Genomic DNA, 20,465 nt, shown 5'->3' with positions numbered 1-20,465 from the left:
TCTGCTATCGAGTCTTCAAAATTACTATAGATGTGGCTAGGCTCCTTTATTATGATGAACATGGAAAGAGCAATAATGAATCAGTAAAGGAGCTTGGACATGGATCATAAGCTTGCAGCACCTACACCGCCGCTTGGCTGGAACAGTTGGGACTGCTACGGCGCGGCCGTAACGGAAGACGAGATTCGAGGCAATGCGGAATACATGGCGAAGCATCTAAAGGCATTCGGCTGGAGCTACATCACCGTTGATATCCAGTGGTACGAGCCCTATGCGAATTCTTCGCAGTACCGTCCGTTTGTTCCGCTCGTAATGGATGGATATTCCCGGCTCATGCCTGCCGAGAATCGGTTCCCCTCCGCTGCTGGCGGTCAAGGCTTCAAACCGTTAGCCGATTATGTACACAGTCTTGGACTGCAATTCGGCATTCACATCATGCGCGGCATTCCCCGGCAGGCTGTTCACGCGGCCGCTCCGATTCTGGGGACGACGGCAACGGCACGTGATATTGCGCATACGAATTCGATCTGCCCATGGAATACGGATATGTACGGCGTGGATGCCTCCAAGGAAGGAGCACAGGCCTACTACGATTCGCTCTTTGAATTGTATGCAGAATGGGGCGTAGACCTGGTGAAGGTTGACGATATCGCAGCTTCCAAACTGTACGATACCCATCAGCCGGAGATCGCCATGATCTCTAAAGCGATCGAGCGATGCGGCCGGCCTATGGTGCTTAGTCTATCCCCTGGCCCTGCTCCAGTGGAATATTCGCCGTTCTTCGCCGAGCATGCCAACATGTGGGGAATCACGGACGACTTCTGGGACCGGTGGCCGCTCTTGCTTGATATGTTTGACCGCTGCCGGGCATGGCAAGGCGTTCCTCAAGGTGGCTGCTGGCCGGACTGCGACATGCTGCCGCTCGGTCACATCGGCATTCGCTCGGTGGATGGCGGGGGATCAGACCGCTGGACCCGCTTCACGCGCGACGAACAGTTGACCATGATGTCGCTATGGAGCATTTTCCGCTCGCCACTTATATTCGGCGGCGAGTTGCGGGATTGCGACGACTGGACGTTGTCGCTGCTTACTAACCGAGAGGTTCTGCGCATGCACCGGGAGAGCCGCGGCGCGAAGGAAGCATTAAGTGAGGGCGATCTCATAGTCTGGACATCCGAAGAGCCGGAGGGCTCCCGATATGCGGCCGTATTCAACATTGGAGAGAACCCGCTGCCATTGAATCTGATCCTTGAACGGATCGGCCTGACGGGCGCAGCCTCAGGCACCGAGCTGTGGAGCGGAGCGCCAGCCGAGCTTGCGTCAGATGTGCTGCAGGCCACGGTGCCGCCACATGGGGTACGCCTTTATCGGTTCTTTTATTCATAGCATCACGACGTATTCTTCAATGAGCCAGACCGCGTTCATCGATAGCTTCATTGCGGTATCAGGCTGCTGATGTTCCGAAGTTATCCTTTCAATTTTTTAACCAAGAGATCCGTCCGCGATGAGACGGATCTCTTTTTATCCTCTAAGTCTCAACGATATTCAAGCATAACTCCCGTCCTGTTGCTGATTTTATGGTCATCGTTAAGGTATGCACGAATCACGATGTCTTGATCGTGATTGCCGAATCCGGCTCCGTAGAGCGTCAATCCCCCTACATTAACCGCATGCTCATCCACCGCGAAGCGAAGTGTCCAGAACGGTTCCCACAGCTTGAGATCCCCCAGGGTCACCTCCGACATCCGTTCTTGATCCATGTACGTACCCGATGCATCAATCCGAATCGTCTTCAATAACCCGTATTGATTCACGTTTCGATGCCACCATTCAGGTGTAAATCTCCCCCGGGCCGCTCTTCCGAAATCAGCCGGACTCGTCCATGTGCCAAGGGAGATCCCGTTGAAGGTGAATTCAATATCCGATGGCCAATAATCTCTTAAGCCTGGAGCTTCCGAAGCAATCTCCATGGAGATTTCAATCGCTTCCGCGGTTTGATCAGCCAGCAAAAAGTTAGGCATTTTGTATTCTACAAAACCCCAGCCAAACCACAGAATGGCGGCGTGTACCCGTTCGGGATCTAGAAAGTAGCGCGGATCGTCCCAAACTCCGATTTCTTTCTCGCGTGTACCTAGCCCGCAAGTCGGATGGACCTCAAAAGCGGTGTAATGACCGACTGAGATCCGCTGCTCTCTGATTCTCGCGGGCTCGCTGGCAAAAGGCAGCTCAATCTCGATGGTTTTTTGTTTGAGAAAACACATTTTGTGCGTCCCCCCGCCCTGCCGGACCCTCCGACTTCCGATGAGTCCGGCTTGTTCGAGTTTTCGGATATGCATGGTGACGATAGATGGACTGAGTTCCAATCGATTGGCAATATCCTTCACATTCATCTCGTGATCGGCAATGAGGCTCATGATGCTCCATCTGACCTCGCTGGCTAAAGCTTCATACAACGGCATAAATTTCGGTTCCCCGTCTGCTTTGATGATCATCATAATCTCCTCACCGCTTCTATTGGATTCACATATATATTAATTTAATGGATTTAACATGCATCTTCAAACCGAATCCATTGCAAGACTTTAATCCATGGTGTTTAATTTCATTAGCTGCTCATCCTGTTAGATTTATATACATGTGAATTTATGAAAGAGGTGCCCCAATGAAATACAATAACCCGGTCATCAAAGGCTTCTATCCTGACCCCAGTGTATGCAAAGTTGAAGATACATATTATCTAGTATGCAGTTCCTTTCAATACTTCCCCGGTGTTCCGATTTTCGAGAGCAAGGACCTGATCAACTGGAAGCAAATCGGTCATTGCCTAACCAGAGAGAGTCAAGTTCAGCTCGGCAAGGTAAGCAGTTCCGGCGGCGTCTTCGCCCCTACGATCCGGCATCACAACGGAAGATTCTATATGACCACGACCAACGACACTACACGTCAAAACTTCTATGTATGGACGGACGATATTTACGGTGAATGGTCCGAACCGATTCATGTAGATCAAGGGGGGATCGATCCCGATTTGTATTTTGAAGACGGAAAAGTGTTCTTTATGAGCAACGGGAAGGACGATAACGGGATTGGCGGAATCGTTCAGTGTGAAATTGATATTGAAACGGGCGACAAGCTGTCGCCGAGTCGTTCCATATGGCAAGGGACAGGCGGACTCTATTCGGAAAGCCCTCATATGTATAAAATAAACGGCCGGTATTACCTCATGGCGGCTGAAGGCGGCACAGAATACGGACATATGGTGACTTATGCACGGGCGGATTCGATCTCTGGCCCGTTCGAAGCCTATCCGAACAATCCCGTATTGACCAATCGCAATCTGGGTGGTTATGAGCTGCAGGGAGTTGGCCATGGCGATCTGATTCAAGATAACGACGGAAATTGGTGGATGCTCCACCTGGGTTTCCGTCAAATCGGCCAATGGCTTACCTATCATCATCTAGGCCGCGAAGTTTTCCTTACGCCGGTAACGTTTGGCGAGGATGGCTGGTTTACGGCAGGACATAACGGCACCGTCCTTACGAGTTTTGAAACCGATCGGATCTCCAGTCATGTCATCCAGCGGGAGAAAAAAACCTTTACGTTCGAGAACACGGATTGGAATCTGGACTGGTGCTTCCTGCGCCATCCCGCTGTTGAGAACTATCGGTTAGAAATCGATAAAGCACAGCTAAAAGGGACCGCAGTGAGTTTGGATGTGCCGGAGTCCCCGACTTTTATCGGCATTCGTCAAAGAGACTTCAACGCTGAAATCTCATGCGATGTGCAGCTTACAAGCGGAGAAGCCGGCATCACGCTCTATATGGATGAACATCATCATTACGATTTAGCCTTAAGTAAAGAGGATAACAATTATAAAGTGATCGAGCGGCTGAATATCGGTGATATTAAATCCATTGAATCTGAAGTAGAGCTGGGGAATGTCAACCATGCAACTTTGAAAATACGGGCAAGTCATGAGCGCTACAGCTTCTTCATTCACGCTAACGGCAAGGAGATACAATTAGGAACGGCGCAAACCAGATACCTTTCCTCTGAGGTTGCGGGAGGATTTACAGGCGTACTCATCGGTTTATATGCCTTTGGAGAAGGCTCCATGGCCGAATTTTCAAGGTTTACTTGCGATTATTTTTAAAAGCTCCACCTGATCGGTTTGTCTAGACAAATAGAGAGCCGGTTACTCAGGATTAACCTGGGTACCGGCTTTCATATTCATATTTACCATGGCTTATTCTATTTTCTTCAAAAAATCAACCATAATCGTTATAAATTCATCCGGCTTCTCAAAATGAATATCATGCCCGGATTTTATGGTGATCATCTCGCTCCCTTTTAGAAGGCGATGTACCTTTTCAGCATCCTCATCACTGTTAGCTGCATAAAGGACTCCATCTTCGCCATATTGTGTGGCTGCCTTAATATAAACAGAAGGAGCGTTTATTTTGGACAAGGTTTCCTCCTGATTAAATCCTTTAAACCAATCACCCGTATAAAAAGTTTCGGCAAAATCGAGGTCAAAATGATCTAAATAAAGGGTTCCATGTATCCATTTATAGGGGACGTACCACAATTTCAACGGCTCTCCAGGATGTGATTCCCGGTACTGCTTCGTACTCTTGGCAGTAAGCTTTCTTAAATCACCAAACTTTCCCCATAAATAACTGTTTTCCATATAGTACACGACATAATCATCTACGACGGATTGATTGTTAAAGTTATGTATGAGTTCAAAGCTATCAAGCCAGACAAATGTATCCTTCATTTCATGGGGCTCCACACTAAAAAATGGCGGGTCTTCCAAAACGATGCCTTGCACAACCTCCGGTGCATTAGCTGCAATCCATGCGGCTAAGATGCCCCCGGAAGAATGGCCTGATAGCACAGCCCGTTCACCAATGACATTTTCAATAAACCAAACAAAGTCCTTTCCCATAGCAGCAGCCGTATACTTTGAAGCATCATGACTGGAATCTCCATGCCCGTGACAGTCAATTGCATATACATGATAATACTGCGCGAGCTCCGGAAGCACTCTTGAATAATCCTCCCACTGCATGGACTGCCCGTGTATTAACAGAAGAGGAGGTCCATGAGCCGGTCCTTCCGCGTAATTTAATATCGTTCCATCATCAAGAGTCACTTGCTTTTCTACATAACCGGCACGAAATGTTTCCTTTAACGGTTTCTTATCATAGTTCATATTTTGATACGCATAAATACCAAGAGCTATTGCGGTGATAGCCGTAATGATCGCAATCACTAGTAAAATAATTTTCAGCACTCTAAATTTTGTCTTGGTTTTTTGAATTGAGCCTCTTATTTTACTATGTATCACTCTTCTGCTCCTCCAACGAACTTACTTTAGCTTGGCTTACATGTCCTATATAAATATCATAAATTTATCTTCACCAAGGCATTTCGCCAAACCTCATCACCAAAAGCCAGTAATCTATTTCGCATTATACTCTTCTCATTCGGATAATCTACCAACCATCCGTAACATCAAATGTCATTCCGAGTTAACATCCTGCCCGGCCTGACATCCCATCCCAAATGAAAATGACCGGCGGCTCGACCGGTCATTTTCATTTAAACTCCGATGACAACATAAATCTCTGCATTCGTGCAAGAACCCGATTCTCGCCCATGACTTTCATCATTTCAAACAAATCAGGAGTATTGGTTCTATTGGTTAAAACGACCCTAATGACCATCGCGACATCACCGACATGCCCCTTGTACCGGTTAGGATCGGCTTTATATTGTTTCATATCTTTTGCATATCCGAGTTCAGCAGCAAGCTCTTTCAAGGTTTCGAACCCATCCTTGTCATGATTAAACCTATACGATTTGCTGAAACCTCGTACAATTTCTTTCGCAGCATCGAAACTCACATTGGCAGGTAACTTATAGCCGCTCAAGACATCCTTCTCAAACCATTCGTCATAGAAGAATGCAATCATGGTCTTCACATCTGACCACTTGGCATAATCCTTTCTTGGCTTCTCGATGGTTCGACCAATGTTTAGAATTTGAACGGTGTATTCCTGGTTCTTCTCGATTAATGTGTATAGCTCGGGATCAAATTCCTTAGACCAAGTGGACAAATGGTCAAACATTTGTTTACCCGTAAGCTTTGAGATCACATCCTTGCTGATATCGCTAAGTTTATTCATGTCTAACAAGGCACCGCTGGCATTCATTTTGTCCGTATCGATTGAAAAGTCTCTAAATGAGGCATGCGGGTTCCCCTTCCTCCATTCTTCAAAGTCAGAATTAATGAGAGTCATAAAGTATTCGCTTATTGCAAATCCGGGGTATCCTTGTTCTTGGTAATACGCAGAGGTACCATCAAGATCCTTACGTTTACTGAACTTCCGTTTAGAAGCTCCGACTTGCTTCATGATTGGAGCAATATGTCCATATTCCGGTGCTCTAAATCCCAGGGTTTCAAACAGCTGAATGTGGACAGGGACTGAGGAAAGCCATTCATCGCCCCGAATGACATGGGTTGTACCCATCAGATAATCATCGATGGCATGAGCAAAGTGATAGGTTGGTAAACCATCCGTTTTCATGATCACAATATCCTGCTCATTTTCGGGTAACTCTATCGGGCCTTTCACCAAATCATTGTACATGATCCTCCTGTCTAGTGAACCTGAAGATCGAAGCCGGAGCACAAACGATTTGCCCTTTACAATCTCCTCTTTGGCTTGCTCACAGGTGAGATCCCGATGTTTAGCCCAGCTGCCATAATATCCTGTTGTTACTTTTAACTTTTGCTGGGTTATTCTTATCTTTTGTAAATCACCCGGATCACAGAAGCAAGGATAAGCCAATCCATGCCGCACCAAGTGCTTCATAAAAACCTTATAAATTTGGATACGCTCGCTCTGTTTATAAGGTCCGTATGCCCCTTGATCGACACCTGAAAGATCAGGTCCCTCATCAAAATGAATCCCGAAGGATAACAATGAATGGATCATGTCTTCCACGCTGCCCTGTACTTCTCGTTTCTTATCGGTGTCTTCGATCCGCAGGATAAAAACTCCATTGCTTTGGTGAGCTAATCGTTCCGATATGAGAGCTGCGTAAAGCCCGCCAATATTCAATGAACCCGTTGGGCTCGGTGCAAAACGCGTCACCATAGCCGATGCAGGCAGATTTCTCGGCGGATATAGGGAGTCCATATCTGTTGGTAACTGCTTGACATCCGGAAACAACAGTTCTGCCATATTCTCATTTGACATCTTTTATCCCCCTCATGGTTCAATAAAAAAAAGCCCCTCATCCTGTTAAAGGACGAAAGGCTTTGCTTCCGCGTTACCACCTAAATTGGTTATACACCCGCTCATTATGCAGCAATCCATGATGTTGCCGCATATTTCGTTAACGGGAAATCCCCGATAGACCTACTCCCGTTATTTTCGGTCTACTGCTCCAAGGCTTCCTTCATTAAGCTCGAATACCCATTCTCACCGGCATGGGCTCTCTAAGATTCGAGGGATTAACTACTCTTCCTCTTCCCTGCATTTTACAATATGTGGATGTCATTGCTAATACAATAATTTATGATGACCACGTTGTCAAGAATCGATTCGAATCTGTGACCGTTAACTATGCACCTGCGAAAGAACTGAAGTATTTATTCGCTGACGGCCGATACATAAAGATTAATGCAGCAATTACAGAGGCCAAATGAACGATTCGACTTATTCCAAACAAAGTGGAGGATACCGTCATCCCCGTTAAGGCCGTATCCAGCGAATTTCCTTCCATTAACCATTGGATTGGGTCCATTAATAAGCTAACCGTTCCAATCCCCCCTAGAAGAATGGTTAAGACGATCCGGGCCCACTGTTTTCCTCGTTGCATTTTAACAATAACATATACGAGTGCGGCAAAAATAAGGCTTCTGATTCCCACTTGAATCATAATGCCCATCCCGGCTTCTGATCCGCTTGATAGCATTTGAGTCACAGCTATAGCCATCTCGAATACCCCCGCTCCAACTGCAACAAGCCACAACAAATAAGACTTTTTAATATCAGATGGAATCCTCTTATTCATCAATACACATTCCTTCCATTTGGTTGTTATCGTTATGTTACTTGAATGAGGGTTTACTGCAAAACCGCCTCAAGACGGATTGAGAGCTCAATCTACAGCATCATATTACGATCATGAATGAAATTAGCGGAGGAAAGGAAGTCGAATGTGTATCGTTTCCCATAAAAACGAACGCCTGACTCTATTAAAGATGTATAATAGAACATCATATGGTAAAAGGATGTCTACTTCTATGCTACAGGTTCTGAATCAACACTTGAATCGGATTATGCCCCTGATTACACCCTCGAGCATTCTGCTTGGCGTGCTCTGCGGTAGCTGGCTCTCTCCTTATACCTTTCTGTCCCCGTGGCTGTTTGCTTTTATGACGTTTTCAGGCAGTATCAGCCTCAGCTTCCGGGATTTAGTCGGAGTTCTTCGCAAGCCGCTTCCTCTCTTTGTATGTCTGTTCATCTTGCATCTTGCCATGCCTCTTGTTGCTCTGGGACTCGGCCATATCGTTTATCCGACAGATGCATATACCATTACAGGAATGGTGCTGGCTGCCGCGATCCCCACGGGGATATCGAGCTTCGTCTGGGTGTCGATCTATCGCGGCAACATCGCGCTTACGTTGAGCATCATTCTGATTGATACACTGCTTGCGCCCTTTATCGTTCCGGGAATCATGTCACTTCTGCTCGGTACGAGCATTCATCTGGATTCGGCAGCCATGATGGGCAGCTTGTTCTGGATGATCGTGGTTCCCTCCCTCCTCGGCATGCTATTGAATGAATGGACCAAAGGTGCCATCGCACCGGTTTGGGGACCCAGGCTGAATCCCATCTCAAAGCTGTTCATGGCTATTGTGGTAGCCATAAACGGCTCCGTTGTTGCCCCTTATTTAATGAATATTGACTGGCAGCTTGTCTTAATGGCCCTTGTCATTATTCTGCTAGCCGCCACAGGGTATCTGTTATGTTATCTGAGCTCCCGCTTGCTGAGATGGAATAAAGCTGATCAGGTAGCTCTCATGTTCAACGGAGGGATGCGAAATATTAGCGCAGGAGCCGTACTGGCTGTTACCTATTTCCCTCCCCCAGTTGCAGTTCCGGTCATCCTTGGGATGATTTTTCAGCAAATGATGGCTTCGATGATTGGCTATCTGATTGGTCGGCGCTTGGAGCCGCGGCAAGGTTCCAATAAAGCGAATGCAGCTTAGGCGAACGGGTCGGACTCAGACCTAAGACATGAATCAAACCCTGTTCACATAAAATGATTCGAATTCAGCAACCGAGTCGAACTGATTCAAAGCCACACCTTCTATTCTAAGGTGATTCTCTAATTGTTCGATCATCTGCAGGACAGCTATTCGCAATGGTTCGAAATCTTTGGGATCCAGAAGCGCTGTGAGATCCGGATAGCCGAAGCGATGGTAAATTTCCCGATATTCGCCCAAATCGAACATACCCGGCCAGCGTCCCGTTTCGGCTGCGTACAACATGCGTGCCAAGCTATCCTGTATACCTGCAGCAACGAAAAATGCGGTTTCATAGTGGCCTTTTTCGCAAGCGGTGAGGAGTTTGTTAAGCATTCCTTTCTCCTCTTCGTAGTATCCCTTCATCCAAGCTTGGTATGAACGCAATCCTTTGAGTTTATTTCTTTGTTCTGTAATGAGATAAAGCGTGTCTAAAGTCAGTTTCTCGCAAGCAGACTTGATTTCCTCTATTGATTGGCTGAACATCATTGTATCAAGGCAGAGATCCAGTTCGTCTGGCTTAATTAGGAGGTCTCTGACTTGCTCGCGATAATGGCCCCACATGCGTGTATAGTAAGTTTGGTTTAACAATGCAAGAGCTTTAAAAATGCTAGCGGCAATTTCATGTGCCAATATCCGACTAAAGGATAAATCCATGGCTTCACCGGCAAGCTGGAACTTCACAAGGCCAGTAAAACAATCACGGACGACACCCTCAGCCCTGTTAATGAATGTTAATGTGTTGGACGGCTCCCGCATAGAGGATATCGTCCTGCGCAGTTTCATGAACCTCGCAAGGTCTTCTTCTGAACGCACATACAAGAGTTCACAATCCGCGATAATGGTCGTGCTCCAGTCTTCAGAGGTTGACATTCTTTCAGCACGATCCCATCCGATCGGCCAAAAATCAAAACTAATCCCGTCGATAATAAACTGTAATTCCACTTGTTTTCCTCTAGGTGTGGCCGGAATAAAGAAAAAGTCTAAATCCGACCGCTCTGTCGCCCTTCCCTGCAAATAGGATCCGTAATATCCGACAATCGCAACATCCTGCGGGTAATGGGTCTTAATATGCTTGACGATGATATCGGCTACGGCAAAAACATCAACCATCTAATAACCTCCTTGTGTATCGTGTCCCCCAATCCAATCATGAAGCCTACCGTCTCATTTTTCTGAGCAAATCCATATCACCGCTTACAATCGCGCCTATATATTGATTGATTACTTCGATGTCGCAATCCCACCACTTGATCTCTAATAACTCTTGAATGACTTCGGTGGAATACCGCTTGCGAATTTCCCTTGCAGGATTCCCTCCAACGATCGTATAAGGCTCCACATCCTTTACAACGACAGCTTCTGCGGCAATGATAGCCCCGTCTCCGATCCGTACACCCGGCATGATCGTTGCCCGCCTTCCGATCCATACGTCATTTCCAATGACCGTATCTCCCTTGATCGGCAATTGATCTAAAGATGGAGTGAATGTCTCCCAACCGTTTCCGAAGATGTTAAATGGAAAGGTTGAACCATCCATCCGATGGTTTCCTCCATCCATCATAAATCGGGCTTCAGAAGCGATTGAGCAAAACTTGCCTATTATTAATTTCGTTCCAATGAACTCGTAATGGTACAATACTTGATCCTCGAAGGATTCACCGTTTAACGCATAGTAATAGGAATAATCCCCTGCGGTAATATTCGGTTTGGTAATCGTGTTCTTAATAAACTGGAGATTCTTATCCCCGGGTATTGGATATCTCTCATTTGGATTCGGTCCTGTCATGGTTACATCATCCCTTCTCTTGTCAATTGATCCGGCTGGAACGCTAATATCTTTAACATCATAATCGGCCGCACAACAAAAAGCCCCCTTTCCGGTCATCGGATAGGAGGCACATATACAAACAAAAAGACGTCCTGCAAGCCAAAACAAGCAGTCGCTCTTTATGGTTATATAAAAAAGCCCGCACGAATCCTATCCCGAAAACCTGAAAACATAGTTTCCTTTGGTGGATAGGATTAGTAAATCATCGGCTTGTGGTCACCCTTTCTTTACTGAATAAGATAAATTTACCATACCCCTAAAGGTCGAATCAACTCTCTTTTTTACCAATTGCGTTCCCCAATCGTTAGACAATCGAGAAACTCTGGTACCTTCGACTTGCCTTACACAAGTTCGCTGTACCGTTTATCGGGCAAACACGTTCAGCACATTGCCGCTCTCATCTTCGATCATACGGATATTGTGATCATCAATGAGTTGAATGGTACCGTCCGGCTTTAAGGTTTCATGCCTCTCCAATAATCCATGGGCAATGGATTTACGAATCAATCCTTGATTTTTAAATATTAGCGTATACAGATCATATTCTTTGGTCTCTCGATTCGTGTATTCAATCGTTACAATAAGCAGACCCTTAGGAGTCCAATTGAAGTTTTGGGTAAGATTATGCGTATTCGCATTAATGTCTTTCATGCCTAGCGGAATTGTAGTTTTTTGATTCGTGTACGCATTCGTAATTTCCAGATCTCCTTTTGCTGCCCGAATCGTATAACTGTATCCCATCTTGCCGCCGCCATAGAAGATATCCGTGTAATTATTGAGGCCCGTCACGGTTACTTTTCCCGTCTTGGCGTCCCGATTGGTCACTTCCCCATCCAAAGCTGCCGCGAGGAACCGAATCGGTACATAAAGGTGACTCATATACCGTACAGGTTCTCTGCCCATATCCACTTTACGACCATCGACTTCAGCAATGCTGCTTCCCATACGTATAGCAATGCGTTTCTGATCCGACTTGAGCACCACCGTATTGTCTTGTTCCATCCCCGAATGCAGACGTGCCATGTTACCCAACGAGTAAAAGCTTCCGTAAGTCACTCCGTCCTTCTTAAGCGTCTTTATACGCGAGGTACGACCATCTTCCCATTGCAGCTCCAGCACAACGTACTTGGAGGCAGCATGAGATTCTTGAGCTCCCATAGGCAAAAGCACGGAGATAAGAAATATAGCGGCAGCTGCATGTTTCCAGTGCTTCATCTTCACAGTGATCTCTCCCACTAATTGTATTTTTTATGGCTATAATAGAAACGCTTTTAGGTTCATAAAAGTTGCTTGCATATCAAAAGCCATCATACAGAAGAATGACTTTTGGACGAAAATATAACGGGACAAAAAACACCATCGAAGCCATTGGGTTGTTGTTCGGGTTATGCGCTTGCGTTTTCGCTTATGTAAGTCCGGGAACCTCAGATGCCTATTTGGCCTTTCGATCCTCAGGTCTGAAATACCAGGAGACACCGGTTAGGATGAAAAGCAATAACGACTGATAGATCTCGCCAAATGAATCGCCTAATCCAATATGTGAAATGATGGCTCCTGACATTGTAAAGAAAAAACCGGCGTAAGCCCATTCTTTAAGCAGAGGAAATTTAGGGATTAAAATTGCAATCACGCCCAAAATTTTAGAAACGCCAAGGATAATGAGAAAATAGGAAGGGTAGCCTAAATGCTTCATCATCTCCACTTCGGCATCCATTTTCATGAGTTGAACAATCCCCGCTGAAAGCATTCCTAGTGCAAGCCAAGCGGTAGCAATCCAATAGATCATTTTATTTCTTTTGGTCATGCTCCTTGCGTTTGTTTTCTTACCAATCACCGTGTTCATCTGTTTCCTCCTCCATATCATGTGGTTCAACTTAACATACTCAAGAATCCAGTCAGCTCAAATGGATTGCTCTTATTAAGACACCATTTGGTGTCTGTTTGATTATAGGTCACCTTTTGGTGTCGTGTCAACGCCCTTTTTAAGCACCGAATGGGACGGGAAGGTCGGTCCGGGAGATAAGGCTAGTCAAGTCCTTGTAGGTAACCCAAAAAAGAATGAGCGCAGGATTTTATCCTGCGCTCAACGTGGTACTAGGGCTATATGTACTAGTCAAATGAAGCTACGGTTGCAGTTGCTAAACTGGCCATCGGCTCCTCAATGCATTGCCATCCTAATGCTCATTCTAATGCGCTTAAAACTTCAATTAAAATGTATCATCGATAACTTTACCTCTAGGAATAGGAAAGCTGCGAGACATATCTTATATCAGGCATATTCAGCCCTCTGCAGCTGCTCCTACGGCAATCTCATTCTCCTCATAACTAATCCAGTCGCTCCAACTGCCTGCATACAATTTTACCTTACGGTATCCGGCTTCCTGCAAAGCCAGGACATTGGGACAAGCCGAAAGTCCCGAGCCGCAATACACGATCACTTCATGCTCGGGAGGTATCGCGGCAAAACGCTCCTTTTGCAGCTCAGCCCCCTTCATGGTCCCATCCTCGTCGACCCCGTCCTTCCAGAAAGCGTGCACCGCCCCCGGGATATGGCCGGCCACCGGGTCCAGCGGCGCCGTTTCTCCCGTGTACTGTTTCCAGTCCCTTGAATCGAGCAGGGTTATACCGCCTGCACCAATCTTTGCTCTCACCTCGTCCACGTCAGCCAGCCAATCCTTCCGTACATTTGCGCGGAAAACACGCGGGGCTGAATGGCTAATCGCCGGTGTAAGCGGATATCCGGCCGACTTCCAGCCTGCGAACCCTCCATCCAAAATATATGCCGATTCGTGGCCCAGGTATTTCAAAACCCACCATAGCCTCGCAGCTTCAGGTCGAAGGTCATCGTCATAGACAACGACAGGCGTATCCGCATCGATCCCAAGCTTCCCGAGTCGCCGGGCCAGCTCCTCCGGTGGCGGAAGCGGACTCCGGCCGCCGTGCTCCCTTGGAGGATCCATTAAATCCTTTTTCAAATCAACGAATACGGCACCGGGCAGATGCTCGCGCTGATAGGCTTCGAAACCGTAACCCGTATCATCCGGACGAAAGCGTACATCCGCAACGATCACTCCACGCGGATCGGATCGCAGCTGCTCGAGCACCCATTCTTTACTCACGACATTTGACACAAGCTCCTCATCCCTTCTAAATTCAAGCTAATGTTGCCGTTTAAATCGTAAATTCCAAATCTGCTTCCGTCTTCACGTCATAAATCGCGGAATAGATGTCGTTCTGAATCTTTAGAAGGCGGGCATCCTCCCGCTTCCGCGGACGCTCTTGGGAAACGTCAAAAATATGATGAATGCGACCTGGACGCGGGGACAACAAGACAACCCTGTCCGCAAGAAAGACGGCTTCGGATACGTCATGCGTAACAAATACAACCGTCTTCCTCTCCTCTTGCCATATGCGGAGCAGGTCATTCTGAAGCTGTAGGCGGGTAAGATGATCCACTGCCCCGAAAGGCTCGTCCATCAAGAGGATGTTCGGACTGCTCACGAGCGCCCTTGCGATCCCTGCACGCTGCCGCATGCCTCCGGATAGATGATGAGGGTATTTCGAACCGAATCCCTGCAGGCCGACCATGCTCAGGTATTTGTCTACAAGCGCCTGCCGCTCCGCCTTTCTCATGCCGCCCAGCTCCAGGCCGAGACCCACGTTCTGCGATATCGTCCGCCATGGGTACAGGGATGCATCCTGGAATACAACGCCTGAGCTCCGCGAGGGGCCCTGTACCTTCGCGCCATCCAGTCGAATTTCGCCTTCCGTCGGAAGCTGCAAACCCGCCAGCAGCTCCAGCAGCGTGCTCTTCCCGCAGCCGCTCGGACCAAGGATGCACAGGAATTCGCCGTCCCTAACCTCCAGGTTGATATGTTGTAGCGATACCGTAGGAAGATCGCCGTCATACACCTTCGAGACATTCTCCACCGTAAAGCCGGCCATATGCAAGCCTCCTGCCATAACTTTATTTTTTCGGAATAAACCTCAAATCTAGAATGTCCTCCAGCTCGTAAATCTCGTCCTGGAAGCCCAAATCCTTCTGAATTTGCTGGGTGTCGTTCAGCGCGTTGATGTCAACGTCCGGATTGTTCTCCCACAGCACCTCTTCACGCTTTAGCGCCAGATCCAGCACCTCGGGATCGATCTCGATATTTTTCAGATAGTAAGCCTTATACTCGTCCGGATGGCTTTTAGCATATTCCTGCGATTTGAAGTAGGCCCGCAGCAGTTTCTCAACCAACTCCGGCTTTTCTTCCAAAATGCCGTCGCGTGCTGCCAGCACCCCGGTGTGGAAGGTCGGCAGATAGTCCCAGCCTGTTGCGATGATATGACCTTTTCCCTGCTTCTCCGCCAGGGACGCGAACGGCTCATGGATGATGGTTGCGTCGACCTGTCCGGTCTCCAAACTCGCGTAAGCGGCCTGATGCGTGCTGTTGGCAATGAAGGTCACATCGTTTGGCGTCAATCCGTGTTCCTTCAGGATAAACTGCGTATACACCTCCAGCCCGCTGCCAAACACGGCAATCCCCACCTTCTTGCCCTTCAGGTCTTCCACGTTCTGGATCTCCGGCGAGGCGATCAGGTAGAACGGTCCTTTGGTCCGAAACATGGAGGAGACGATTTTGACAGGTGCGCCTTTGCCTGCAGCTACAATCGCCGTCGTTGTAGCAACGTCCACCACGTCAATGTCCTTGCTGGTCAAGCCTGCAATCGGATCCTTGGTAGAGATAAACTCGACATCGAGTCCTTCCTCTTCAAAGAAACCCTTTTCGGCCCCGAAGGACACCGCTAATCCGCTGACGCCGCTAAGCGGTGCGTAGCGGATCTTCTCGAGCTTGCTGCCTGCCGCGCTTTCTCCATCCCCACCGGACGCAGCCGCTCCATTTCCGCTGTTTGGACCGCTTGCGCAGCCTGCCGTCATGGCGATCAGCCATATCACTGCAAACGCAATTATGTATGAACGTAATCCTCTTCTGAACATGTGGACCTCTCCCCCTGTAAGTAAGCACATTTTTGATGATCTATGACGATTTCCATTTCAAAAACACGCTGCGTTCCAACCAATCGATCAATGCAATGATGAGTACGGACACGACGGTAACGAGCGCTACGATAGCAAAAGCCTGGGCCGTATTGTACAGCGACGTGGCCTTCACAAGTATGTTGCCAAGGCCATCCTTCGAGGCGAGCATCTCCCCAAACAGAGCTCCGACTAATCCGGTTGCCGCCGATAATCGAAGACCGGCAAAAATCGTGGGTGCGGCAGATGGCAAAATCACCTTCATGATCGTTTGGTAACGCGTAGCCTCAAATACTTTGGCGACCTTCAGATGATTATCCGCCGTCTGCTTGATCCCGGTCATCGTATTGACCGTAATCGTAAAGAAACAGAACAGGAACACAATGGAAATTTTATGCGTGATCCCGATCCCGAGCCAAAGCGCAAGCAAAGGCACGATCGTGACCTTCGGAATTGCCATCAATGCCGAGAGATACGGTCGGAAGAATTGCTCTGCCCAAGGGATCAGCACCAGAGCCATGCCGACGGCCAAACCGCCAAAGGCGGCTAAGCCGTAGCCTACAGCGAACTCGGCCAATGTAACGTACAGATGCCTCCAGATTTCCCCGTCGCCGAACAGCTTGAACAGCTCTCGAAATACCTGGGAAGGTGCAGGCAAATACAAGCTGCTGATGGTCTCCGTACGAACCAGAAGCTCGCAGATCCCCAATATGACCAGCAGCAAGCCGGTTTGTCCCGCCCAGATCATCTTCTTATTCTTGGCTTTCCTTGCTTTCATCAGGCTCACCCCTTGACAATCCGTTCAAAACGGTTCCGCGGGCGGCTTAATCCCAGATGCTCTCGGAAGGTGCTGCCTTCATACTCGGTACGGAACAAGCCCCGGCGCTGAAGCTCGGGTACAACCAGTTCCAGGAACAGGTCCAGACCGCCCGGCATATAAGGAGGACATACATTGAACCCGTCGGCGGCTTCATCCCTGAACCATTCCTCGATAATATCCGCAACCTGCTGCGCGCTTCCGACCACGAGCAGATGCCCGCGTACCGTTACGGTGAAGAAATAGAACAGATCCCGGACCGTAATATCCTCTCGCCCGTTAGCCGCTCTGGCCAAGTCAGCCCACTGCAGCGCGGTTTCCGAAGCGGATACATCCGGCAGCGGATCGTCCAGCGAGTATCCCCTGAGGTCGATTCCGATCTTATCGGACAACGGCCCCAAATCGTAATCCGTAACGACCAGTTCATTCAATTCCGCATATTTAGCACGGGCCTCTTCTTCCGTTCGGCCGACGATCGGAACTAAGCCGGGAAGGACCTTCAAATCCGAATCCTTCCTCCCATACTCCCGCAAACGCCCCTTCACTTCCTTGTAAAATGTTACGGCGACTTCCTTCACATTCGTTCCTGTAAAGACCATGTCGGAATATTTGGCGGCCAGCATTTGACTGCGTAATGAGGTTCCAGCCGTGATCAGCGGCAGCTGTCCCTGTATCGGACGCTGAATGTTCAGCGGCCCCGCAACGGAAAAGTGTTCTCCGACATGGTTCAGCTCGTGCACCTTGCTGCCGTCGGCGAATACGCCGCTAGCCTTGTCCCGCGGGAGTGCATCGTCCTCCCAGGTGTCCCATAGCCCGCTGACGGTTTCGATAAACTCCTCCGCATAATCGTAGCGCTTGGCGTTATCCCAATGCTTCTCCCGGCTGAAATTCAGCGCAGCCCGGGTATCGGAGCCTGTCACGACATTCCATGAAGCTCTGCCCCGGCTTAAATGATCCAGCGAGGCGGTAAACCGCGCGATGTTATAAGGCTCGGCATAGGTGGTGTTCACGGTGCCGATCAAACCGATTTTATCCGTTGCCGCCGCCAGATAGGACAGCATGGTGAATGGCTCGAGCCGGGTCATTTGCGAAGGAAACAAGTACTGCATATCAGCGCTCGTGGCCAGTCTGTCCCCCAGGAAAAAGAAATCGAACTTGGCCTTCTCGAGCTTTTGGGCAACCTCCTTCAGGAATTGGGGATCGTAAGCGCCGTCGGTTTTCCCTTCGGGCAGCCTCCAGCCCGCGGGATGATAGCCTGTCCCGAATAGAAACAATCCAAGATGCAATTGACGTTGATTAGAACTCATAATGATGTCACCTTCCTGATCTGTAATGGTTGATATCCTTTTGGACGTATTCCTTTTTAGCCCCGAAGCTCCTCTGTCAACCGGTCGACCTCCTTTAACTCTTCCTCTGTCAGCCGTTCATCGGAATGCTTCAACGCCTCTGAAATATGCTCGGGTTTCGATGCACCGACAATGGCCGACGTGATGCCCGGGCGGCTGAGCACCCAGTTCAGAGCGAACTGGGGAAGCGACCATCCCCGCTGTTCGGCTAACGGCCGGATCCCTTCCACGATGGCGAGCGAGTGCCGCTGGTTCAGCAGCAATTTCAATCTCTGCTCACCCGCCGCAAGGCGCGAGTCCGTCGGAGGAGCTTGGCCCGTCCGATACTTCCCGGACAATATGCCGCGTCCGAGCGGGCTGTATACGATAACCCCGACTTGCTCGGATTGGGCGTAAGGAATCAGCTCGCGTTCAATCTCCCTCGTAATAAGGCTGTATTCCGGCTGCACGCTCTCGAATCTGCGAAGTCCATGGAGCGCACTGATGCCATGGGCCTTGGCAAGCTGCCAAGCCGCATAATTCGAGCAGCCGATGTAGCGGATTTTGCCTTCTCGAACAAGATCCGTAAGCGCCTCAAGCGTCTCGTCCAGCGGGGTGATCTCATCAAATCGATGGACCTGATACAAGTCGATATAATCTGTTTGAAGCCGGGTAAGGCTGTTCTCCAAGGCGCGAAAAATATGGTAGCGGCTTTGGCCTTGGTCATTGATGCCGGGTCCGACCGGGTTATGCAGCTTGGTAGCAAGGAGAATATCCCGTCTTCGCTCCTTCAGCAGCCTGCCCAAAATTTCTTCCGATTCTCCAAGCTGGTTGACATTCCCGGTATCCATCCCCGTGCCGTACACATCAGCCGTATCAATCAGATTGATGCCAGACTCAAGCGCCTGGTCCAAGACGGCGGCTGAAGCCCGCTCATCGATCCAGCGGCCGAACGCCATGGTCCCGAGGCTCACCTCGGAGACCCGAATCCCCGTTCTGCCGAGTGTTCTGTACTGCATACTTGCTGCCCCCTCATATTGAATCGAATAAAAAAACAACCGGAAGACACACCTCAGATCACACGCATGATCCAAGGATGCATCTCCGGTTGTCCGGTAGAATACGCATCCATCCTATTGATATAAAAATCATCCACCCTTACAGGCTAACCTTTCACTTCCAATGGTTTGGTAGGTGAAACAAGTCTATAATTATAGATATATCCGATAAGTTAAGTAGGATTATAGCACCGTCTAATTTCTTCGTCAATTGATTTCTTATTGGAGCACTTTCTTGAAAACCTAGTCCAACGGAAGTCCGATTTATGCAGGGACCATTTGCCGTGTAACTGGCATACCAAAACTCGCCTACCTCGCTTATCGGTTAGCTTGCCACCGGTTGCACGTTGTCTTGACTAACCAACTCGAGAATCTAATAAAAGCAGTTATGAAACCGGCCTTCCAAAACCGTTCTCCCATAAGAGCAGTCCTCATGGCTGATTATCATGCACCCTCATTATCGGAACAGCAGATACAAACGAACTCTCTAACCTCCACAAAACCATTGCAAACTGCCCCGACTGGTGGTGGTTGGACCGACGATTCACATCTAATCGATACACTAGCGTAATTATCTAACTCCAAGAAGATCACTTCTTGAAAAAAACTAGGAGGGCGCCTTGGAGGCAATTCCCTTTCGATAATCGTCCCATCCTGCAAAGTTACAGCCAGTATAGCTTGACAAGGAGCGGTAACCAATTGGCTCGAACTTGCAATGATGAATACTCTCTCTGGTGGAGTAGAAGCACGCTGCTGAATGATCGTACTGCTTGTTCCGCAAGGTATTGAGAAGCCTTGAGATTGATTAAATTGTTGAACTGTGCAATTCGATTGGCTTCGATTGTTCATATTACTAATCACAGTGTTCGTCGAAGTTGTAACTCGATTGCTTAGGCTCGCGTTTAATGAGCTGATTGCATTCACCACATTAGCGTTCAAGTTGCTGTTGTCGTTGCTGATTACACTGCTGAGGTTATTCAGATCATTGTTCATCGTCGTATTAATGCCGATCAGTTGACCATTAATCGTGTTGAGCAAACGAACAACTTGATTGATGTCGTTCTTTCGACGTGCTTTCAAGTT

18 protein-coding genes and 1 other annotated feature are annotated in these 20,465 nt (G+C 48.4%); of the genes, 3 read left to right on the top strand and 15 right to left on the bottom strand.

Annotated elements, in window-relative coordinates; translation table 11 throughout:
• Window positions 1-99 precede the first annotated feature (99 nt).
• Window positions 100-1,386 carry a glycoside hydrolase family 27 protein gene (locus tag NSQ46_RS14985; RefSeq protein WP_342576933.1) on the top strand — a complete coding sequence of 429 codons (1,287 nt, stop codon included), beginning with the start codon at window positions 100-102 and terminating at the stop codon, window positions 1,384-1,386.
• A gap of 149 nt (window positions 1,387-1,535) precedes the next feature.
• Here NSQ46_RS14985 and NSQ46_RS14980 read toward each other — a convergent pair whose 3' ends face one another.
• Window positions 1,536-2,489: an ArsR family transcriptional regulator gene (locus tag NSQ46_RS14980; protein WP_051425220.1), complete on the bottom strand. Its 954-nt coding sequence runs from the start codon at window positions 2,487-2,489 to the stop codon at window positions 1,536-1,538.
• A gap of 173 nt (window positions 2,490-2,662) precedes the next feature.
• Here NSQ46_RS14980 and NSQ46_RS14975 point away from each other — a divergent pair, with 173 nt between their 5' ends.
• A complete protein-coding gene (locus tag NSQ46_RS14975; protein ID WP_028406862.1) occupies window positions 2,663-4,153 on the top strand; it encodes a glycoside hydrolase family 43 protein in 1,491 nt (496 codons plus the stop codon).
• A gap of 93 nt (window positions 4,154-4,246) precedes the next feature.
• On the opposite strand, the gene NSQ46_RS14970 is transcribed toward NSQ46_RS14975, so the two are convergent.
• The 3 genes from NSQ46_RS14970 to NSQ46_RS14960 form a co-directional block, all read right to left on the bottom strand.
• The gene (locus NSQ46_RS14970) at window positions 4,247-5,353 is read right to left on the bottom strand and encodes an alpha/beta hydrolase (protein WP_232239421.1); all 1,107 of its coding nucleotides are present in this window, start codon (window positions 5,351-5,353) and stop codon (window positions 4,247-4,249) included.
• Between the two features lie 250 nt (window positions 5,354-5,603).
• Window positions 5,604-7,271 (bottom strand): glutamate--tRNA ligase, encoded by a 1,668-nt coding sequence (gltX, locus tag NSQ46_RS14965; protein ID WP_342576932.1) that lies wholly within the window; start codon window positions 7,269-7,271, stop codon window positions 5,604-5,606.
• 45 nt (window positions 7,272-7,316) lie between these two features.
• Window positions 7,317-7,558 (bottom strand) — a binding site (T-box leader).
• Window positions 7,559-7,638: 80 nt separating this feature from the next.
• Window positions 7,639-8,091 (bottom strand): hypothetical protein, encoded by a 453-nt coding sequence (locus NSQ46_RS14960; RefSeq protein ID WP_007128130.1) that lies wholly within the window; start codon window positions 8,089-8,091, stop codon window positions 7,639-7,641.
• A gap of 232 nt (window positions 8,092-8,323) precedes the next feature.
• Here NSQ46_RS14960 and NSQ46_RS14955 point away from each other — a divergent pair, with 232 nt between their 5' ends.
• Window positions 8,324-9,292: a bile acid:sodium symporter family protein gene (locus NSQ46_RS14955; protein WP_251534754.1), complete on the top strand. Its 969-nt coding sequence runs from the start codon at window positions 8,324-8,326 to the stop codon at window positions 9,290-9,292.
• A 33-nt stretch (window positions 9,293-9,325) separates the two neighbouring features.
• Here the strand turns inward: NSQ46_RS14955 and NSQ46_RS14950 are convergent, their stop codons facing one another.
• The 11 genes from NSQ46_RS14950 to NSQ46_RS14900 form a co-directional block, all read right to left on the bottom strand.
• On the bottom strand, window positions 9,326-10,441 hold the full coding sequence (locus NSQ46_RS14950; RefSeq protein WP_213615693.1) for a hypothetical protein: 1,116 nt from the start codon (window positions 10,439-10,441) through the stop codon (window positions 9,326-9,328).
• Between the two features lie 46 nt (window positions 10,442-10,487).
• On the bottom strand, window positions 10,488-11,117 hold the full coding sequence (gene vat(I) / locus NSQ46_RS14945) for a streptogramin A O-acetyltransferase Vat(I) (RefSeq protein WP_341033304.1): 630 nt from the start codon (window positions 11,115-11,117) through the stop codon (window positions 10,488-10,490).
• Between the two features lie 405 nt (window positions 11,118-11,522).
• Complete coding sequence (locus tag NSQ46_RS14940) at window positions 11,523-12,374, bottom strand: copper amine oxidase N-terminal domain-containing protein (RefSeq protein ID WP_342576931.1); 852 nt, start codon at window positions 12,372-12,374, stop codon at window positions 11,523-11,525.
• Window positions 12,375-12,591: 217 nt separating this feature from the next.
• Window positions 12,592-13,002, bottom strand: a complete 411-nt coding sequence (locus tag NSQ46_RS14935; protein ID WP_007128135.1) for a DoxX family protein — start codon at window positions 13,000-13,002, stop codon at window positions 12,592-12,594.
• 436 nt (window positions 13,003-13,438) lie between these two features.
• Window positions 13,439-14,290, bottom strand: coding sequence for a sulfurtransferase (locus NSQ46_RS14930; protein ID WP_007128136.1), 852 nt, complete (start codon window positions 14,288-14,290; stop codon window positions 13,439-13,441).
• A gap of 40 nt (window positions 14,291-14,330) precedes the next feature.
• Window positions 14,331-15,104: an ABC transporter ATP-binding protein gene (locus tag NSQ46_RS14925; protein WP_007128137.1), complete on the bottom strand. Its 774-nt coding sequence runs from the start codon at window positions 15,102-15,104 to the stop codon at window positions 14,331-14,333.
• Between the two features lie 22 nt (window positions 15,105-15,126).
• Window positions 15,127-16,143 (bottom strand): ABC transporter substrate-binding protein, encoded by a 1,017-nt coding sequence (locus NSQ46_RS14920; RefSeq protein WP_007128138.1) that lies wholly within the window; start codon window positions 16,141-16,143, stop codon window positions 15,127-15,129.
• 40 nt (window positions 16,144-16,183) lie between these two features.
• On the bottom strand, window positions 16,184-16,960 hold the full coding sequence (locus tag NSQ46_RS14915) for an ABC transporter permease (RefSeq protein WP_007128139.1): 777 nt from the start codon (window positions 16,958-16,960) through the stop codon (window positions 16,184-16,186).
• A gap of 5 nt (window positions 16,961-16,965) precedes the next feature.
• Window positions 16,966-18,306, bottom strand: coding sequence for an LLM class flavin-dependent oxidoreductase (locus NSQ46_RS14910; protein WP_210094829.1), 1,341 nt, complete (start codon window positions 18,304-18,306; stop codon window positions 16,966-16,968).
• A gap of 56 nt (window positions 18,307-18,362) precedes the next feature.
• Entirely contained in the window at window positions 18,363-19,343 is a 981-nt protein-coding gene (locus tag NSQ46_RS14905) for an aldo/keto reductase (protein ID WP_007128141.1), read from the bottom strand.
• Between the two features lie 483 nt (window positions 19,344-19,826).
• Window positions 19,827-20,462, bottom strand: coding sequence for a hypothetical protein (locus NSQ46_RS14900; RefSeq protein WP_007128142.1), 636 nt, complete (start codon window positions 20,460-20,462; stop codon window positions 19,827-19,829).
• Between the last annotated feature and the right edge of the window lie 3 nt (window positions 20,463-20,465).

This window comes from Paenibacillus sp. FSL M8-0142, from assembly GCF_038597315.1.
Classification (GTDB): Bacteria; Bacillota; Bacilli; order Paenibacillales; family Paenibacillaceae; genus Paenibacillus_AQ; species Paenibacillus_AQ lactis.
Note: the sequence above shows the minus strand (reverse complement) of the source record. Positions and strands in the feature narration are given on the sequence as shown.